The sequence below is a fragment of the Arthrobacter sp. P4_H3 genome (genome assembly GCF_056400885.1).
In genome coordinates this window covers 1-16426 of sequence record NZ_JBFUKK010000003.1, presented here as the reverse complement: position 1 = coordinate 16426, position 16426 = coordinate 1, and the positions used below count along the sequence as shown (strand labels likewise).

Sequence of the window (16426 nt, the reverse complement as noted above, 5' to 3'; positions counted from 1 at the left end):
GCGAGGCCGCCCCGGCCCACAAACCCGCGTCCGGCACCGGATGCGGGTTTGTGTGTTTAAGCCGGACGATGCCCGGACCGCCCTTGACGGATCCCGGATGAACGCTAACAATTATCTTCTATAACGTTGTAGAAACTAGAAACGAGGATGTTTACGTGGGCACTTCCGAATACGCCACCGCCAAGATCACCCTGGACCCCGCCTTCACCGTCGGGCCGGTCCGCCGCCGCACGTTCGGCGCCTTCGTGGAGCATCTCGGCCGTTGCGTCTACACCGGCATCTTCGAGCCGGGCCATCCCAAGGCGGACTCTGACGGCTTCCGGACCGACGTCCTGGAACTCACCCGCGAACTGGGCGTATCCACGGTCCGCTACCCGGGCGGGAACTTTGTCTCCGGTTACCGCTGGGAGGATGGCGTGGGGCCGGTGGAAGAGCGTCCGGCGCGCCTGGACCTGGCCTGGCACTCCACCGACCCCAACCATGTGGGGGTGGACGAGTTCGCCAAATGGTCCGTCAAGGCAGGCGTCGAGCCGATGATGGCCGTGAACCTGGGCACCCGCGGGACCCAGGAAGCCCTCGACCTGCTGGAGTACTGCAACATCGACGGCGGGACGGCCTTCTCCGATCAGCGCCGGGCCAACGGGGCCGAAAACGGCTACGGCATCAAGATGTGGTGCCTGGGCAACGAGATGGACGGGTTCTGGCAGATCGGCCACAAGAACGCCACGGAGTACGGCCGGCTGGCGGCCGACACTGCCCGCGCCATGCGGATGGTGGAGCCGGACCTGGAGCTGGTGGCCTGCGGAAGTTCCAGCCCCACCATGGACAGCTTCGGTGAGTGGGAGCGGGTTGTGCTGACGGAAACCTACGACCTCGTGGACCTGATCTCCGCGCACCAGTACTTCGAGGACTTCGGCGACCTGCAGGAGCACCTGTCCTCCGGCCACCGGATGGAGGCCTTCATCAAGGACATCGTGGCCCATATCGACCACGTGAAGTCGGTCAGGAAGTCCGCCAAGCAGGTGAACATCTCCTTCGACGAATGGAACGTCTGGCACATGAGCCGGGACGAATCCAAGACGCCCACCGGCAAGGACTGGCCCGTGGCCCCGGTGCTCCTCGAGGACCGCTACACCGTGGCGGACGCCGTGGTGGTCGGCGACCTCCTCATCACGCTGCTCCGCAACACCGACCGCGTGCACTCCGCCAGCCTGGCACAGCTGGTGAACGTCATTGCCCCCATCATGACCGAACCCGGCGGCCGCGCCTGGAAGCAGACCACCTTCCACCCGTTCGCCCTGACGTCACAGCACGCCAAGGGCACGGTGCTGCAGCTCGCGGTCGAATCCCCCCTGCTCAGCGGCGGCAAGACGGCCGGCTTCGCGGCCCTGTCCGCCGTCGCCACTTTCGATGCGGACGCCGGCGAGGCGGTGGTGTTTGCCGTAAACCGTTCGGCCACGGACGCCCTCACGCTGGACGCCGCCGTCGCCGGCCTGGGGAACGCGAAGGTTGTTGAGGCGGTCACCTATGCAAACAAGGACCCCTACTGGCAGGCGACGGCGGATGACTCCACCTCGGTGCTGCCCGGCGAGAACGTCAGTGTCAAGGTCGACGGCGGACGGCTCACCGCCGAGCTGCCCGCGGTGTCCTGGAGCATGATCCGCCTCTCGGTCGACGGAGCCGGACACTAGGCCGCAGGGAAACCGGGCGCCGGAGCTAGGCGAGTCTCCAAAATCAGAGGCGCGCCGGATCCAGGTGAACGGGGGCGTCCAGGTCGCGTGTGCAGACCAGGACGTCCCCTTCCACGTGGAGCCGCGCCGCCTGGATGCTGGTGCGCTGCTCCCGGACCGCCCGGGCCGGATCCGCCAGGCCGTTGGCCATCTCGGTGTCCTGCCACTCGGGATGCGTAAAGTAGAAAATGTAGGCGTGATCGCCCTGGGTGACCACATCGGCGTGCCTGCCGTACGTGGCGTCGTCCGCCCCGGTGCCCGGCGCGTGCAGGATGAGGCCGTCGTCGGCTGCCTGCCGGGTCCAGGCGAGGCCGTCCGCCGAGCGGTGCACGGCCTGGCCGCGCCACTCGTCCACCACCATCCAGTACCAGCCACCCAGCCGGAACACGTTGGGACCCTCATGGGCAGGCAACCCGATCACCTGCCCCTCGGCGCGCCAGCGGCGGTCCGTTTTCCGGCGCCCGGGGCGTCCGACGGCGGTGCTGCCGCTGCCGCCGTCGGACGGTTCCTTCCGGGCCGCCGGCTGTTCCCAGACCGCCGACCAGGTGGTGGAGCCGTCCACCTCATCCTTGAACCAGAGGCGCGGACGGCCGTCTGCCACCACGGCGAAGGCGGCGTCAATGACGTTCTCGGAGCCGACCTCCACCCGTCCGCTGAACTCCCACTGCTCCAGGTCGGGGCCGGTGAAATGCACCAGCCGCCGCCGGGTCTGCTCAGCCCAGGTTCGCGGAGCGCCGGCGCCCCAGGTGAGGAACATGTGGTACCTGCCGTTATGCCACACCACCTCCGGGGCCCAATGGGTGTTCAGGCCGGGGGAGTCCTCCGGGTCGAGGCCCTCCACCACGCCGCGGTACTGCCAGCTGGCTCCTGCGTCCGAGGACACCGCGATCCCGATCCTGGTGCCGGTGATCCAGTCCACGCCATCGGTGGTGAGCGTGGCGCGGCGGGCCGTGTAGAACATCCACCACTCGCCCGTGCCGCGGCGGTGGATGACCGTGGGGTCGGCGGCGCCGTCGAACACCGGGCAGCGGAACAGGGGAGAGGCGGCGGATGGCATGGCGGTTTCCTTTGTGACGTGTTGGCGCAGGGTCGGTTCGGATGCTGCGGCGCGCCAATTATATAACGTTGTATATGGTGCGGAAAGGGCAAAACCAGGGCGGGTCTGCAACGATGTAGCTGAAAGTGTTGACGGGGAAGGGAATCACCTGTGGCTGTGACCATGAACGACGTTGCGCGCGCCGCCGGCGTCTCGTTGAAGACGGTATCCAATGTGCTCAACGACTACGAATTCATTCGGCCAGCCACCAAGCAGAAGGTGCTCGACGCCATCGCCGAGCTGGGGTACGAGGCCAACCTGACGGCCCGGAGCCTGCGTTCAGGCAAAACGCGGATGCTGGGCCTGGTGCTGTCCGACCTCTCCATTCCCTACTACGGGGAGCTCGCGTCCAGGCTGATGACCGTTGCGGCCAGCCGGGGCTACCGCGTCCTGGTGGAACAGTCCGGCGGGGTCGTGGAACACGAGCTGAGCGCGCTTCAGGGTCCGTTCCGCCAGCTCACGGACGGTCTGCTGTTCACCCCGCTGGCCCTGGATGCCGCGACCATTGCCGCGCACCAAGGCAGCAAGCCGATCGTGATGCTCGGGGAACACATCGCGGATCCGCGCTTCGACCTGGTGACCATGAAGAACGCCGAGGCCGCGGAAGCCATCACTGCCCATCTCCTGGCCGGGGGCCGGCGCCGGATTGCCGTCCTGGGCGCGACGGCGGGCGCCACGACGGACAGCCCCGGCCTGCGCTTGAACGGCTACCGGAAGGCGTTGGAGGCTGCGGGGGTGGAGTTTGACCCGGCCCTTGTGGTGCAGTGCGACTGGCGCCGTGACGGCGGGGCCGCCGCCGTCGGCAGCCTGCTGGACAGCGGAGTCCGGTTCGACGCCGTCTTTGGCCTGAATGACGCGATGGCGCTCGGCGCCTTGCACGAGCTCCTGGTCCGCGGTATCAAGCTGCCGGATGACGTCGCAGTGGCGGGCTTTGACGACATCGACGAGGCACGTTTCGCCTCGCCGTCCCTCACCACGGTGTCTCCCGGGATGGAGGAGATCGCCGAGCGGTCCATCAAGCTGCTCATCGATCGGATCGAAGGTGTGGAGCCGGCCGCCGGGGGACTCCGCATCGAGGCGGGTTTCGAACTGAAGGTCCGGGACTCGGCACCGTAAGGTCCGGGTGCGGCCCCAAAGCCGCGCCGGGGAGCCGGAGCGGGCGTAATGAACGGGTAATTAGCGCACGTTTGAGTTGCTTAATTCGCACCCGTGCGTGATCCTCTTATAAGGCCAGCCTAACCTTGGCTGCGATATTTGAGGCTCCACGTTCATGACAGCAAACTATTTGATCGGCCTGCGCGAAGGCCTTGAGGCGACACTCGTCGTTGTGCTCCTGATGGCATACCTCCTCAAAACCGGGAGGCAGCACCTGTTGCCCAGGCTTTGGGCGGGCGTCGGGGCGGCCGTCGCCGTGTCGGCGGGGTTCGGCGCGTTGCTCACCTTCGGTCCGCGCGGACTCACGTTCGAGGCGCAGGAAGCCATCGGCGGGAGCCTGTCCGTCGTCGCCGTGGCGCTGGTGACTTGGATGGTCTTCTGGATGGCCCGCACCGCCCGTACGCTCGGCACGGAACTCCGCTCGCAAGTGGACAGGGCGGCAGGTGGCGCCGGCTGGGGGCTGGCCGCTGTTGCCGCGTTGGCCGTTGGCCGGGAAGGGCTTGAAACTGCGCTCTTCCTGTGGGCGGCCGCCCAGGCCACCGGACAGTCCGCGACACCGCTGTTCGGCGCCCTCCTGGGCCTGGCGACTGCCGTCCTGCTCGGTTTCCTGCTGCACCGCGGAGTCCTGAAGATTAACCTCGGGGTGTTCTTCACCTGGAGCGGCGCCGCCCTCGTCGTCATCGCAGGTGGTGTGCTCGCCTACGCTGTCCACGATTTCCAGGAGGCAGGTATCCTTCCCGGCCTCCACAGCCTGGCCTTCGACGTGACGGCGGCAGTCCCGCCGTCGTCCTGGTACGGGACGGTGCTCAAAGGCACCCTTAACTTCTCGCCTGCCACCACCTGGCTGGAGGCGGCTGCCTGGCTGCTGTACGTCCCTGCCGTGCTGTTCTTCTACCTTCGCGCCAACCGCCGCGCCCGCGTCTCCTCGCAGGCCGAAACATCCGTCCGGACTGCCTTCGCGGCGTCCTGACCCACCACTCCCGCATCCCCAAAGGAACACCCTCATGCCAAGCCCCAGCCTGCCCGATTGTGACCGCTCAGCAACAGCCCTGAGGCAGGGCCGCCGGCCTGGAGCTGCACGCCGCCTGGCCGCAGCGGCCGCCGTCGTCGCCCTGCCCCTGACGATGGCAGCGTGCACGGACAACGCCGCACCTTCGCCGGCGGCGGGGGCGGCCGGACCCATCCAGGTCACCAGCACCAGCGATGCCTGCAAGGTGTCCACCGCCACCGCAGCGAGCGGCAACCTCACCTTCACCGTCAAGAACGACGGCGATCAGGTCACCGAGTTCTACCTGCTGGCGGAGGACGGCCTGCGGATCCTGGGCGAAGTGGAAAACATCGGACCCGGCCTGACCCGGAACCTGGTGCTCACCGTCCCGGCCGGGAAGTACACCACCGCCTGCAAGCCGGGCATGGAAGGCGACGGCATCCGGGCGGCCTTCGAGGTGACCGCCTCGGGCAGCCAGGCCGCCGTGGACAGCGACCTGAAGGCACTCAGCGACCAGGGCACCGCGCAGTACGTCGCCTATGTCAAGGACCAGACGGAACAGCTGCTGGCCGGCACCAAAGAATTCGCGGCGGCCTATGCGGCCGGCGATGCGGCCAAGGCCAAGGAGCACTACGCCGCAACCCGCATGCATTGGGAGCGGATCGAACCGGTAGCCGAGTCCTTCGGCGACCTCGACCCCAAGCTGGACGCCCGCGAAGCGGATCTGGCCGAGGGCGAGGAGTGGACCGGCTGGCACCGTGCCGAGAAGGACCTGTACCCGCCGGCCGGGTTCCAGGCGCTGAGCGCCGCGGAGCGTGAAAAGCTGTCGGCCCAGCTGGTGGCCGACACCGAGGAGCTGGCCAAGCGCACGCGGACGGTGGAGCTCACTGCCGACAAGCTGGGCAACGGCGCCAAGGAGCTGCTGGACGAGGTGGCCACCGGCAAGGTCACCGGTGAAGAGGAAATCTGGTCCCACACCGACCTGTGGGACTTCCAGGCCAACGTGGACGGCGCCCGGATCGCCTTCCAAAACCTCAAGCCCGTGCTGGAGAAGAAGGATCCGGAGCTCGCCAAGACCCTGGATGCGAAATTCGCGGAACTCCAGGCTGAACTGAAGACCCATGCACGGGGTGAGGGCTTTGCCTACTACGACGAACTGACTCCTGAGCAGGTCCAGCGCCTGGCCGCCCTGGTCGATTCGCTCGGTGAGCCGCTGTCCAACCTCACCGCGGCTGTAGTGCTGTGAGCGGCTGCCCTTTCGGCGGTGGGCAGGGCCGCGGCCAGGGCGGAGGCCAGCGGGATACGTCCCAGTCTGCTGCCGCCGCAACCGACACTGACGGGGCCGCTCCCGGCAGGGCAACAGCCACTGCGGGTGAGGAGCGCGGTGTGTCCCGCCGCCGCATGCTCTCCTTCGCCGGCGTCGGAGGCGCCGGCGCGCTGGCCGGCCTCGCCGCCGGACTGCTGGGGCGCGACGCCGTTTTCGCGTCGACCCCCGCCGAGGCGCCAGCCAGTGACATGGTCCCGTTTTACGGGGACCGCCAGGCCGGAATTACGACGCCGGCACAGGACCGCCTGCACATTGCCGCCTTCGATGTCATCACCGAGGACCGCGACGCCCTGATCCGGCTCCTCAAGGACTGGACGGCCGCCGCGGAGGCTATGTCCCAGGGCCGGGAAACCGGTGAAACCGGGGCAGCCGGCGGGTCCTATGACGCCCCGCCGCAGGATACCGGGGAAGCGATGGGCCTCAGCGCCGGCAAACTCACCGTCACCTTCGGATTCGGCGCCAGCCTGTTCGAAAAGGACGGGAAGATACGGTTCGGGCTCGAGGGCCGGCGTCCGGACGCCCTGATAGACCTGCCGCATTTCCCGGGCGATGACCTTCAGGCGGGGCGCAGCGGCGGTGACATCATCGTGCAGGCATGTGCCGACGATCCCCAGGTTGCCGTGCACGCCATCCGCAACCTGGCCCGGCTGGGGTTCGGGAAGGTCCGTGTCCGCTGGTCGCAGTTGGGCTTCGGGCGCACGTCCTCCACGTCCCGGGCTCAGCAGACGCCCCGCAACCTTTTCGGCTTCAAGGACGGCACCAACAACCTCAAAGTCGAGGACGCCGGCCTGCTGGACAGCCATGTCTGGGCGGGGGCCGGCACCCGCAAGGGCGAAGCCTGGATGCAGGGCGGAAGCTACCTGGTGGCGCGCCGCATCCGGATGCACATCGAGATCTGGGACCGGACGTCACTGGGCGAGCAGGAAGGCCTGATCGGGCGGACGAAGGCCGAGGGCGCTCCGCTGTCCGGCGGCCAGGAATTCACCGCCCCGGACTTCAACCTCAAAGGCAAGGACGGCGAACCCCTGATGGGCATCGATTCGCATGTCCGGCTGGCCCATGCCGACCAGAACGGCGGCGTCAGGATGCTGCGGCGGGGGTACAACTACACGGACGGTTCCGACGGGCTGGGCCACCTCGATGCCGGGCTTTTCTTCATAGCCTTCGTCAAGGACCCGCGCACGCATTACGTGCCCATGCAGATGGCGATGGCCAAGCAGGACACCCTGGCTGTGGAGTACCTCAAGCACACCGGCTCCGCCCTGGCCGCGGTGCCGCCGGGCACCAGGCCCGGCGGCTTCATTGGAGAAGGTCTGTTCAGCTGACGCTCGCCGCTGCCGCAGCTGAAGGAGAGTGCTCCTGCGCTGCAAGGTAACCGAACAGCTGACGCAGTCCGAAGCGCCATTCCGGCAGTTCCTCCGCGGCGCCCACCGTGTTGACCAGGGCCCCCAGATGGCGGCTGCGGATGGTGACCACGTCCCCCATCTTGTGGGTGAATCCCTGCCCGGGTTCGTCACGGTCCCGCGTGGGCGCGAACAGTGTGCCCGTGAAGAGCGCGAACCCGTCAGGGTACTGATGGTGCTTGCCGAAGGTCGCCGCCACCAGTTCCTCGAACGGACGGCTGATCCGGGCCACGGTGTTCCGGCCCTCCAGCTGGTAACCGTCCGCGCCCTCCACCCGGAGCAGGATCTCTTCCTGCCGCAGCGTCTCGAGTGTGAACGAGTTGTCGAACAATCGGATCAGCGGCCCCAGCGCACTGGAGGCGTTGTTGTCTTTTGCTTTACCCAGGAGCAGGGCGCTGCGGCCTTCAACGTCGCGGAGGTTGACGTCGTTGCCGAGCGTGGCGCCAACAACCCTCCCCGTGGACGTGGCGATGAGCACCAGCTCCGGCTCCGGGTTGTTCCAGGAGGAAAATGACGGAATTCCGACGCTGGCACCCAAGCCGACGGAGGACAGCACGGGCGCCTTGGTGAAGACCTCGGGGTCGGGGCCGATGCCCACCTCCAGGTACTGCGACCACAGCCCTTCGGCGATCAGCACCCGCTTGGCCTCAGCGGCCTCGGGGGAACCCGGCCGTACCTCGCCGATGCTGCCGCCCAGTGCCTTGCCCACAAGGTCACGCATCTCGGTGGCCCGGCCTGCATCCCCGCCGCAGCGCTCCTCGATGACGCGCTCGATCATGCTGTCCACGAATGTCACCCCGCAGGCCTTGATGACCTGGAGGTCAATGGGCGCCAGCAGGTGCGGACGGGCCGTGTCCTGTGTCAGGGATGCGCCGACGACGTCCGCCGTCTTCCAGCGCGCCTCAGTCATGGCTGCACGGACCTCAGCCGCCGGCTCCGGGCGTTCCAGCAGCTCCGATACCGTCCCGGCGAGATGCTGCAGGTCGAACACGTCCGCGCCCCGCACGGCCACCACCCGGGGACCGGACGTTTCCACGTCCCAGAGACGGCCGATGAGGAGTGCATCCTCGGCGTCCTCAGGAAGGACGGCCGCGAGCGAAGCCGGCAGCGCGCTCACGGCTGGCCGTCCGGCCGTGCGGACGGCCGCTGCCAGGCGCCGTCGACCCTTTGCGGGACGTTCCACGGGTTCGCATCCTGCAGCGGCTCCGGCAGCCGCTGCTCCGGAAAGGACTGGAATGCCACCGGCCGGAGGAACCGCCGGATGGCGGCTGTCCCCACGGACGTGGTGCCCGACGTCGTGGCCGGGTACGGCCCGCCGTGGTGCTGGGCGTAACTGACGGTGACGCCGGTGGGCCAGCCGTTCCAGAGCAGCCGTCCGCTGATGTCCGTGAGCCTGCCGGCAAGCTCAGCCACGTCGTCCTCCGGTTCGGCCTGCAGGGTGGTGGTCAGCTGGCCTTCCAGGAGCCCGGCAAGGGCAGCGAGTTCGGATTCGTCGCCGTACTGCACCACCAGGCTGGCCGGGCCGAACATCTCCTGGCGGAGGATCCCGGGGTTCCGGCGGACCGCTTCGGAGGTCGTCAACAGGACGGTGGGCGCCGGCGCCTCGGCGAAATCGCCGTCGAGCAGCACCTGGACGCCGGCCGTGTCCCGCAGCCCGGCAACGGCGTGCCGGAACCCTTCGTGCAGCCGTTCACTGAGCAGTTGCGCGGGAGAGAAACCTGCGAGGGCTTTCCGGAGGCTGTCCCGGACCTCGTCAGTTTGCCCGGCAGGGACGAACAGCACGCCTGGCTTGGTGCAGAACTGCCCCATGCCCAGGGTGAAGGAGCCGGCGTAGCCGCCCAGGATTTCCTCGCGGCGCGCGGACCAGGCGCTGCCGGTGACAAAAACGGCGTTGATGCCGCCGAGCTCCCCGAAGAAGGGGATCGGCTCCGGCCGCGCGGCCGCACGGTCGAACAATGCCCGGCCGCCCGCCGTCGAGCCCGTGAACCCGATGGCCTTCACCAGCGGGTGGTCGACGAGGGCTTCCGCGGCCTCGCGGCCGGTGACCAGGGAGAAGAGGCCCGACGGCGCCCCGGCGGCTTCGAGCGCGGCGGTCACCGTTTCCGCTGTGCGGACCGCAAGTTCGCGGTGGCCGTCGTGCGCCTTGTGGACGACGGCGCAGCCGGCCGCCAGGGCCGACGCGGAATCCCCGCCCATCACACTGAAGGCGAAGGGGAAATTGGACGCCCCGAAGACTCCCACCACGCCGAGCGGGACGTTGTAGCGGCGCAGGTCCGGCCGCGGCCCCATGCCCCAGGCGGCATCCTCATGGTCGATCGTCGCGTCGAAATGCTCACCCCGTCGAATTTCGTCAGAGAAGAGGCGGAGCTGGAAGACGGTGCGCTTCAGCTCGCCCTGGAGTCGCGCTTCAGCGAGGTGCGTTTCTCCGACCGCGATCCCGACGAGCGCCGCGGCGTCGCCTTCCAAGCAGGAGGCCACCGCTTCGAGCCAGGCTGCGCGGGTGGCGGGACCTGCCAGGCGGGCCTTTTCGAAGGCTGCGTGGGCGGCCTCGACGGATGCGTTCAGTTCGACGGCAGTGGTGTTCATCGGCCGGCTCCCGCGGGTGCAAGGCTGGCGCCGGTGACGGCGGCACGGTTGCCCACTTCAAGCCACCCTGCGCCGGAAGGGAATTCCCAGCGGGTCCGGGAGGCGCTGAGCATTTCGGCCCCTGTGCCCGGTCGTTCGGGCGCGGCATAGCGTCCGTTGATGATCCGGACCGGTTCCACGAAGTGCTCGTGGAGGTGGTCAACGTATTCGATCATGCGGCCGTCCTGGCTACCGGTGATGGCGGCGTAATCGAAGAAGGAGAAGTGCTGGACCAGCTCGCAGAGGCCCACACCGCCGGCATGCGGGCAGACCGGGACGCCGAACTTGGCGGCGAGCAGCAGGTTGGCGATGTTCTCGTTGACGCCGCCCACCCTGGTGGAATCGAGCTGCAGGACGTCGATGGCTCCTGCCTGGAGCAGCTGCTTGAACACGATGCGGCTGGCCACTGCTTCGCCGGTGGCGACGCGGACCGGAGCGACACCCTTCCGGATGTCCGCATGCCCCAGGATGTCGTCGGTGCTCGTGGGCTCTTCGATCCAGTAGGGATTGAACTCGGCCAGCTGGTTGACCCATTCGATCGCCCCGGAGACCTCCCAGCGCTGATTGGCGTCGATGGCGATGGGAAGATCTCCCACTGCCTGCCGGGCGAGGGCCATGCGGCGGCGGTCGTCAGCGATATCGCCGCCTACCTTGAGCTTGATCATGGAGAAGCCGTCTGCGGCCGCTTCCTTGCTGAGTCGGACCAGTTTCTCGTCGCTGTAGCCCAGCCATCCGGGCGAGGTGGTGTAGGCGGGGTAGCCATCCGCCCTGAGGCTTGCTATGCGTGCCGCCTTGCCGTCCTGGCCCGCGCGGAGGATGTCCAGTGCCTGCTGCGGGTTCAGGGCGTCGCGGATGTGCGTGAAGTCGACGACGTCCACGACCTCTTCGGGAGACATTTCGCTCAGGAGCAGCCACAGCGGCTTGCGTTCGCGGCGGGCGCGGATGTCCCAGAGCGCGCTGACCAGGGCGCCGGCCGCCATCTGGGTGACGCCCTTTTCCGGGCCGAGCCAGCGGAGCTGCGAGTCGTGGATGAGGCGCTTGGAAGCGTTGCCCAGGTCGTAAATCAGTTCGTCGATATCCCTGCCCAGCAGGAGCGCTGCATAGGATTCGATGGCCGCAGTCAGGATCTCGTTGCCCCGGCCGCAGCTGAACACAAAGCCGTGGCCTTCTTCGCCCGCATCGGTGCGGACGACGACGTAGGCGGCGGAGTAGTCGGGGTCAACATTGACCGCGTCGGACCCATCGAGTTCCAGTGACGTCGGAAAGCGGACGTCCTGGGTGTTGATGGAAATGATGGAAGGCATGGATCTCTTCTCTCGGATTGATCTGGAGGGTGGGCATGATTTCCTATATGAATTTCAATAATCATATAGGAACTGTGATCCAGATCAAGTGCCGGGGGCAAAAAAGAGCCCCGGCCGTCGGACCGGGGCTTGCGTTCACTCCATGATGTGCCGCCTGGGCGGGCCGCTGTCCTGCAGCGGTGCGAGGTCGGCGTGGCCTTCGAAGGCTTGGGCGAAGCGGGCAAACGAGTTGCGGATGTGCTCCGCCATGGCCGCTTCGGCCCGTTCCGGCTGGCAGGCCTTGATGGCCTCGCGGACCGCCGAATGCTCCGCGACGGTAATGGCGCCGTCGACGTCGGCCGGGTAGAGGCGGAAGGTGTGCAGGTGGCAGTGGGTCTGCGCAAACGCGTGGCGGACCACTGTGTTGCCGGCGGCGGCGAGGATCGTGTCGTGGAACCGGGTGTCGTGGGCCACCAGATCCTGCCGCAGGTCGCCGTCGGACTTCATGGCGCCGCGGAACGCCGCAATTTCCTTCTCGAGAGCGGCCGAGGGGTTGGCTAAGCGGTCAACGGCCGCAGAGCGTGCCGCCCAGGGCTCCACCAGCAGTCGGAATTCAAAGAGTGAGCGCAGTTCGGCCAGATCCAGCAGGGGTGTGGTGCTGTAGCCCTTGCCGGGGTTGTAGACCACGAGGTTGTCGCCCTCCAGCCGCTGCAGCACCTCGCGCACCGGCGTCTGCGAAACGCCGAGGTTCCGCGAGACTGCGTCGATGTTGATCCGGGTGCCGGGTGCGATTTCGCCTTCGAGGATGGAGGCGCGCATCGACGAATACACGTCACTAACCGCGGCTTTGCCTCGGGAGATATCGGAAGACTGACGTGGGGGCACGCGCTGACCTCTTAGTGCTGGTTGGATGCGCGGCTCGGGTTGGAGCCGTTGGGGGAATCATATTCCACCGGACCTTCCGCCGCCCCGGCGGGCGCCGCTGCGGAGGTTTTTTCGGGGAGGGCTTGATCTCGATCACATTAGCTATATGATTAACCAGATTCCTATATGATTTGGCATCGATATCTTCGGTGTCTTCCCCGGTGCCAGAGGCGCCCGAAGCCATGTTTACGTCGAAGGAGACCACATGACTGCGCTCGGAAGTAAAGTTGCCAGTACGTCATCCAAAAATCCCCGCACCATGACCCGAAAGCGCTGGGCCATTATCTGGCTCGCCTTTGTCGGGTTGAGCATCAACTACCTTGACCGCTCCAGCCTTAGCGTTGCCCTGCCCTTCATGGGCAAGGACTTCGAGCTCTCGGCCACGCAGCAAGGACTTATCTTCGCCGCATTCTTCTGGGCCTACGACTTCTGCCAGTTGGCGGCCGGCTGGTACGTGGACAAAGTCGGCCCGCGCAGATCATTTTCGCTGGCCGCGGTCTGGTGGTCCGTATTCACCATGGTGACCGCGGCCGCGACGAACTTCTGGTCCCTGTTCGCGGCACGGTTCCTCCTGGGCGTCGGCGAAAGCCCTGCTCCCAGCACCGCGGCCAAGGTGGTGGCCACCTGGTTCCCCGTCCGGGAACGGGCCTTCGCCACCAGCATCTGGGATTCGGGTTCCCGCGTGGGGGCCGTGATCGCGCTTCCCATTGTGACCCTGATCGTGGCGCTGACGTCATGGCACGCAGTGTTCATTATTATCGGCGTCGCCGGCCTCATCTGGGCCGCCGTCTGGTGGAAGGTTTACCGCAGCCCCCAGGAGCACCCCGGGGCGAACGCCGCCGAGGTGGCCTACATCGAGGAAGGCGGTGCCCGCGGCGCGGGGAGCGACGACGCAAATGCCGCGAAGCTGCCCTGGCGCTCACTCTTCAAGTACCGCACGATCCTCAGCATGATGTTCGGTTTCTTCTGCCTGAACAGCGCCATCTACTTCTTCATCACGTTCTTCCCGAGCTACCTCGTCAAGGAACGCGGCTTCGACCTGCTCAAGCTGGGCTTCTTCGGTGCCATCCCCGGCATCTGCGCGGTGCTGTGCGGCTGGCTGGGCGGCTACCTGGCCGACCGTGCTGTTCGGCGCGGCGTCGCCGTGACCAAGGTGCGCAAAGCCACTATTGCCGGCGGCTTGATCGGCGGTTCCGTCATTATGTTTGCCGCCCTCGCGCCGGAGGCATGGATGGCGCTGGCGCTCCTGTCCGTCGCCTACTCAAGCCTCACCGTCGCCGCGACCGGCATCTGGTCCCTGCCCGCGGATGTTGCCCCGAGCTCCAAGCACGTGGGATCCATTGGCGGGCTGCAGAACTTCGCCTCCAACCTCGCAGGAATCTTCACTCCGATCCTGATCGGTGTGCTGGTGGACCAGACGGGATCCTTTGTGGCCCCGCTCGCGGTCATCGGTGCAGTGTCGCTCCTGGGCGCCGCCAACTACCTGTTTGTCATGGGCGACATTGAGCCCCTGAAGGTCAGGGAAGCGGTACCGGCGGCGTAACCGACTAAGGGCGGCGGCGACCGCTAGAACCCAAGCCGATCAGGTTGCCGCCGCCCTTTTGCGTGCCAGCCTGGTGCACGGGCCGCTGATCCCGGCTGCGTCCCGTAACCCGAGCCGAAGCGGCTTGAAAGGAATCAGCAGGAATGGTTGACGTACTGACAGAAATTGAAATCCGGCAACCCCGCCCGGCGGGAAAGACCTTGCGAAACTCAAGTCCCTTCTCGAGGCGGGCTGACGGCTCACGACAGCCCGGCCTCCAGCCGTTCCACATCGGCTCGGTGGCAGAGTTCGGTGGCGGGCGTCATGACTGTGGCACTTCCTGCGGCCACGGCGGCACGGAAAGCAGCATCAAGCGGGCGGCCCTGCGCGAGCCGGAGCACAAAAGCGCCCAGGAAACTGTCGCCGGCCCCTACGGTGCTAACCACGGGCACATCCGGCACCTTCAGGCGGATGTGCCCGGACTTCGAAGCGAGCAGGGCTCCGGACTCGCCGAGGGTGAGGGCGACGTGGTCCGCGGCGCCGCCAGCCACGAGGGCAGAAGCGGCGTCCACCTGGCTCTGTTCCCCTTCGAGGGCAGCCCCGACAAGCAGCCGCAGCTCGCGGAGGCTCGGTTTGACCAGGAACACGCCCTCGGCCAGCGCTTCGGCCAGAGCCGGCCCGGAGGCGTCAACCACGCAGCGCGCACCGGCCCGGCGCGCCAGGCGGGCGATCCTCGCGTAGAAGTCCTCCGGAACTCCCGGCGGAAGGCTGCCGCTGGCCACCACGTAGCCGCCTACGGGCATGGACCCGGCAACGCGGTCCAGGCAGGCCTTCCACTCCGGTTCACTGAGCTCCGGGCCCTGGAGCACGAACCGGAACTGCTTCCCGGTGGACGTCTCATCCACGGTGAAATCCTCGCGCGTGCTCCCCTGGATCGGAACCGCCAGGGACGGGAGTCGCTCGGCTTCAATGAGCCGGCGGTAGGCTTCCCCGGTAGGCCCGCCTGCGGTATATACCGCCAGCGTCTGGCCGCCGAGCCGCTGGATGACCCTCGCCACGTTGACGCCCCCGCCGCCGGGGTCGAGCCGGCTCGCCCCGCACCGCAGCTTATGGCCGCTGCTGACCCGTTCGGTGGAGGTGCTGATGTCCAATGCCGGATTCACCGTGAGGGTAAGAATCGGCTTAGTGCCCGGCTGCAGTGAGGGTCCCATGGCCCCAGCATAGGAGACCCCGCAGTTGCCGCCACAGGCACCTTCCCGGAAAGCTGACGCCTACCGGCGTGACCTGCCACACTGTTCCTGATGCAGGCATTCTTCGACGGACTCCTCAACGCCAGCCCGCTGCTGGTGACGTGCGTTGTGTTCGCCCTGGTCTTCGCCGAGGACGCACTCTTCATAGGCTTCGTCATCCCGGGCGAAACGGCAGCCGTGGTGGGCGGAGTCATTGCCGGAAAGGGCGGCATCCCGCTCGCGACAATGATCGCCGTCGTGGTGTCCGCCGCGGTCCTGGGCGACACCGTGGGGTACGAAATCGGCAAGCACCTGGGCCCCCGGCTGATATCCCTGAAGATTTTCGACCGGAAGCGCCCGCAGCTGAAGAAAGCCCAGGAGTTCCTCAAGCGCCGCGGCGGCCTGGCCGTCTTCCTGGGCCGGTTCACCGCCTTCTTCCGGGCTGTGATGCCGGCACTGGCCGGGCTGAGCGGCATGCCTTACCGCCGCTTTGCGCTGTGGAACATCACGGGCGGCGTGCTGTGGGGGAGCCTCTTCGTGACCCTCGGATACCTGGCCGGCAACCTGTACGACGAGGCGGCACGCACTGCCGGAAGCGCTGCCGCCGTCGTGGTTGCCGCGGTGGCAGTCGGCGTCCTGGTCGCATGGCGGATCCGCCGGCACCGGCAGGCGACGGCTGCAGACAGCAGCGCGCGTTCACAACGGTGGCCCCCAGGTCGGTGACTACTCAGCACGGGTGACCGGGGCAGCAGAGGCAAGAGTGGATCCTACGCCGCGATGGATAGTGCCCAGTCAGGCAAGGGATCCACCGGTAATGGTGGCCCGGTCGCTCCCGGGCCGGTGGCACCGGCAAGTATGTCCGGGGGAAGTACGTCCGGCCAGTCGGGCGGTTCCCGTTCCGGGTCTTCACCCGCGTGGCCGGCGTGGTCCGGCCAGTGCGGTGGTTCCCAATCCTGTTGTTCGCTGGGATAGGAGCGTCCTGCGGGTGAGATCCAGCCGGGTGGCTGGTCCCGGGTGGCGTCAACCGGCCTCCACGCCGTGGTGTGTTTGAGTCTGTGGTGCCTCCGGCATGGCTGGCCCAGGTTGGTGATGCCGGTGCCGCCTCCCTCGGACCAGGCCAGCAGATGGTCCGCTTCATTGTCCA

General features: G+C 67.4%; 14 protein-coding genes. 7 read left to right on the top strand and 7 right to left on the bottom strand.

From position 1 onward, the window contains the following. Nucleotides 1-155 precede the first annotated feature (155 nt). Nucleotides 156-1691, top strand: a complete 1536-nt coding sequence (gene arfA / locus AC1DRE_RS05230; protein WP_476983636.1) for an arabinosylfuranosidase ArfA — start codon at nucleotides 156-158, stop codon at nucleotides 1689-1691. Between the two features lie 43 nt (nucleotides 1692-1734). Here arfA and AC1DRE_RS05225 read toward each other — a convergent pair whose 3' ends face one another. Next, nucleotides 1735-2787, bottom strand: coding sequence for a family 43 glycosylhydrolase (locus tag AC1DRE_RS05225; RefSeq protein WP_476983635.1), 1053 nt, complete (start codon nucleotides 2785-2787; stop codon nucleotides 1735-1737). 150 nt (nucleotides 2788-2937) lie between these two features. Here AC1DRE_RS05225 and AC1DRE_RS05220 point away from each other — a divergent pair, with 150 nt between their 5' ends. The 4 genes from AC1DRE_RS05220 (at nucleotide 2938) to efeB (ending at nucleotide 7621) form a co-directional block, all read left to right on the top strand. Further along, on the top strand, nucleotides 2938-3942 hold the full coding sequence (locus AC1DRE_RS05220) for a LacI family DNA-binding transcriptional regulator (RefSeq protein ID WP_476983634.1): 1005 nt from the start codon (nucleotides 2938-2940) through the stop codon (nucleotides 3940-3942). A 154-nt stretch (nucleotides 3943-4096) separates the two neighbouring features. Then, entirely contained in the window at nucleotides 4097-4951 is an 855-nt protein-coding gene (efeU, locus tag AC1DRE_RS05215) for an iron uptake transporter permease EfeU (RefSeq protein WP_476983633.1), read from the top strand. A 34-nt stretch (nucleotides 4952-4985) separates the two neighbouring features. Beyond that, nucleotides 4986-6215 carry an iron uptake system protein EfeO gene (gene efeO, locus AC1DRE_RS05210; RefSeq protein WP_476983632.1) on the top strand — a complete coding sequence of 410 codons (1230 nt, stop codon included), beginning with the start codon at nucleotides 4986-4988 and terminating at the stop codon, nucleotides 6213-6215. Next, nucleotides 6212-7621, top strand: coding sequence for an iron uptake transporter deferrochelatase/peroxidase subunit (gene efeB / locus AC1DRE_RS05205; RefSeq protein ID WP_476983631.1), 1410 nt, complete (start codon nucleotides 6212-6214; stop codon nucleotides 7619-7621). The genes efeO and efeB overlap by 4 nt, the downstream gene beginning before the upstream one ends. Here efeB and AC1DRE_RS05200 read toward each other — a convergent pair. The 4 genes from AC1DRE_RS05200 to AC1DRE_RS05185 form a co-directional block, all read right to left on the bottom strand. Next, nucleotides 7614-8807, bottom strand: coding sequence for a fumarylacetoacetate hydrolase family protein (locus AC1DRE_RS05200; protein ID WP_476983881.1), 1194 nt, complete (start codon nucleotides 8805-8807; stop codon nucleotides 7614-7616). The two genes, efeB and AC1DRE_RS05200, sit on opposite strands and share 8 nt — an antisense overlap. Nucleotides 8808-8812: 5 nt before the next feature. Beyond that, entirely contained in the window at nucleotides 8813-10285 is a 1473-nt protein-coding gene (locus tag AC1DRE_RS05195; RefSeq protein ID WP_476983630.1) for an aldehyde dehydrogenase (NADP(+)), read from the bottom strand. Next, nucleotides 10282-11628 (bottom strand): L-fuconate dehydratase, encoded by a 1347-nt coding sequence (locus tag AC1DRE_RS05190; protein WP_476983629.1) that lies wholly within the window; start codon nucleotides 11626-11628, stop codon nucleotides 10282-10284. Before AC1DRE_RS05190 ends, AC1DRE_RS05195 begins: the two co-directional genes overlap by 4 nt. A gap of 135 nt (nucleotides 11629-11763) precedes the next feature. Further along, a complete protein-coding gene (locus AC1DRE_RS05185; RefSeq protein ID WP_476983880.1) occupies nucleotides 11764-12468 on the bottom strand; it encodes a GntR family transcriptional regulator in 705 nt (234 codons plus the stop codon). A gap of 268 nt (nucleotides 12469-12736) precedes the next feature. On the opposite strand from AC1DRE_RS05185, the gene AC1DRE_RS05180 reads away from it, so the two are divergent. Continuing rightward, entirely contained in the window at nucleotides 12737-14074 is a 1338-nt protein-coding gene (locus AC1DRE_RS05180; protein ID WP_476983628.1) for an MFS transporter, read from the top strand. Between the two features lie 239 nt (nucleotides 14075-14313). Here the strand turns inward: AC1DRE_RS05180 and AC1DRE_RS05175 are convergent, their stop codons facing one another. Continuing rightward, complete coding sequence (locus AC1DRE_RS05175; RefSeq protein ID WP_476983627.1) at nucleotides 14314-15264, bottom strand: 1-phosphofructokinase family hexose kinase; 951 nt, start codon at nucleotides 15262-15264, stop codon at nucleotides 14314-14316. Between the two features lie 90 nt (nucleotides 15265-15354). Between AC1DRE_RS05175 and AC1DRE_RS05170 the strand changes: the two genes are divergently transcribed. Then, on the top strand, nucleotides 15355-16005 hold the full coding sequence (locus tag AC1DRE_RS05170) for a DedA family protein (protein WP_476983626.1): 651 nt from the start codon (nucleotides 15355-15357) through the stop codon (nucleotides 16003-16005). A gap of 44 nt (nucleotides 16006-16049) precedes the next feature. On the opposite strand, the gene AC1DRE_RS05165 is transcribed toward AC1DRE_RS05170, so the two are convergent. Continuing rightward, nucleotides 16050-16426, bottom strand: a 377-nt coding sequence (locus tag AC1DRE_RS05165; RefSeq protein WP_476983625.1) for an HNH endonuclease signature motif containing protein, incomplete at its 5' end; no start/stop codon positions are given.

Bases quoted from the DNA above. Each gene is read 5' to 3' on its own strand.
- AC1DRE_RS05170 (WP_476983626.1), top strand. From the start codon at position 15,355: ATGCAGGCATTCTTCGACGGACTCCTCAACGCCAGCCCGCTGCTGGTG.
- efeO (WP_476983632.1), top strand. From the start codon at position 4,986: ATGCCAAGCCCCAGCCTGCCCGATTGTGACCGCTCAGCAACAGCCCTG.
- AC1DRE_RS05225 (WP_476983635.1), bottom strand. From the start codon at position 2,787: ATGCCATCCGCCGCCTCTCCCCTGTTCCGCTGCCCGGTGTTCGACGGC.
- AC1DRE_RS05175 (WP_476983627.1), bottom strand. From the start codon at position 15,264: ATGGGACCCTCACTGCAGCCGGGCACTAAGCCGATTCTTACCCTCACG.
- efeU (WP_476983633.1), top strand. From the start codon at position 4,097: ATGACAGCAAACTATTTGATCGGCCTGCGCGAAGGCCTTGAGGCGACA.
- AC1DRE_RS05195 (WP_476983630.1), bottom strand. From the start codon at position 10,285: ATGAACACCACTGCCGTCGAACTGAACGCATCCGTCGAGGCCGCCCAC.
- AC1DRE_RS05180 (WP_476983628.1), top strand. From the start codon at position 12,737: ATGACTGCGCTCGGAAGTAAAGTTGCCAGTACGTCATCCAAAAATCCC.
- AC1DRE_RS05190 (WP_476983629.1), bottom strand. From the start codon at position 11,628: ATGCCTTCCATCATTTCCATCAACACCCAGGACGTCCGCTTTCCGACG.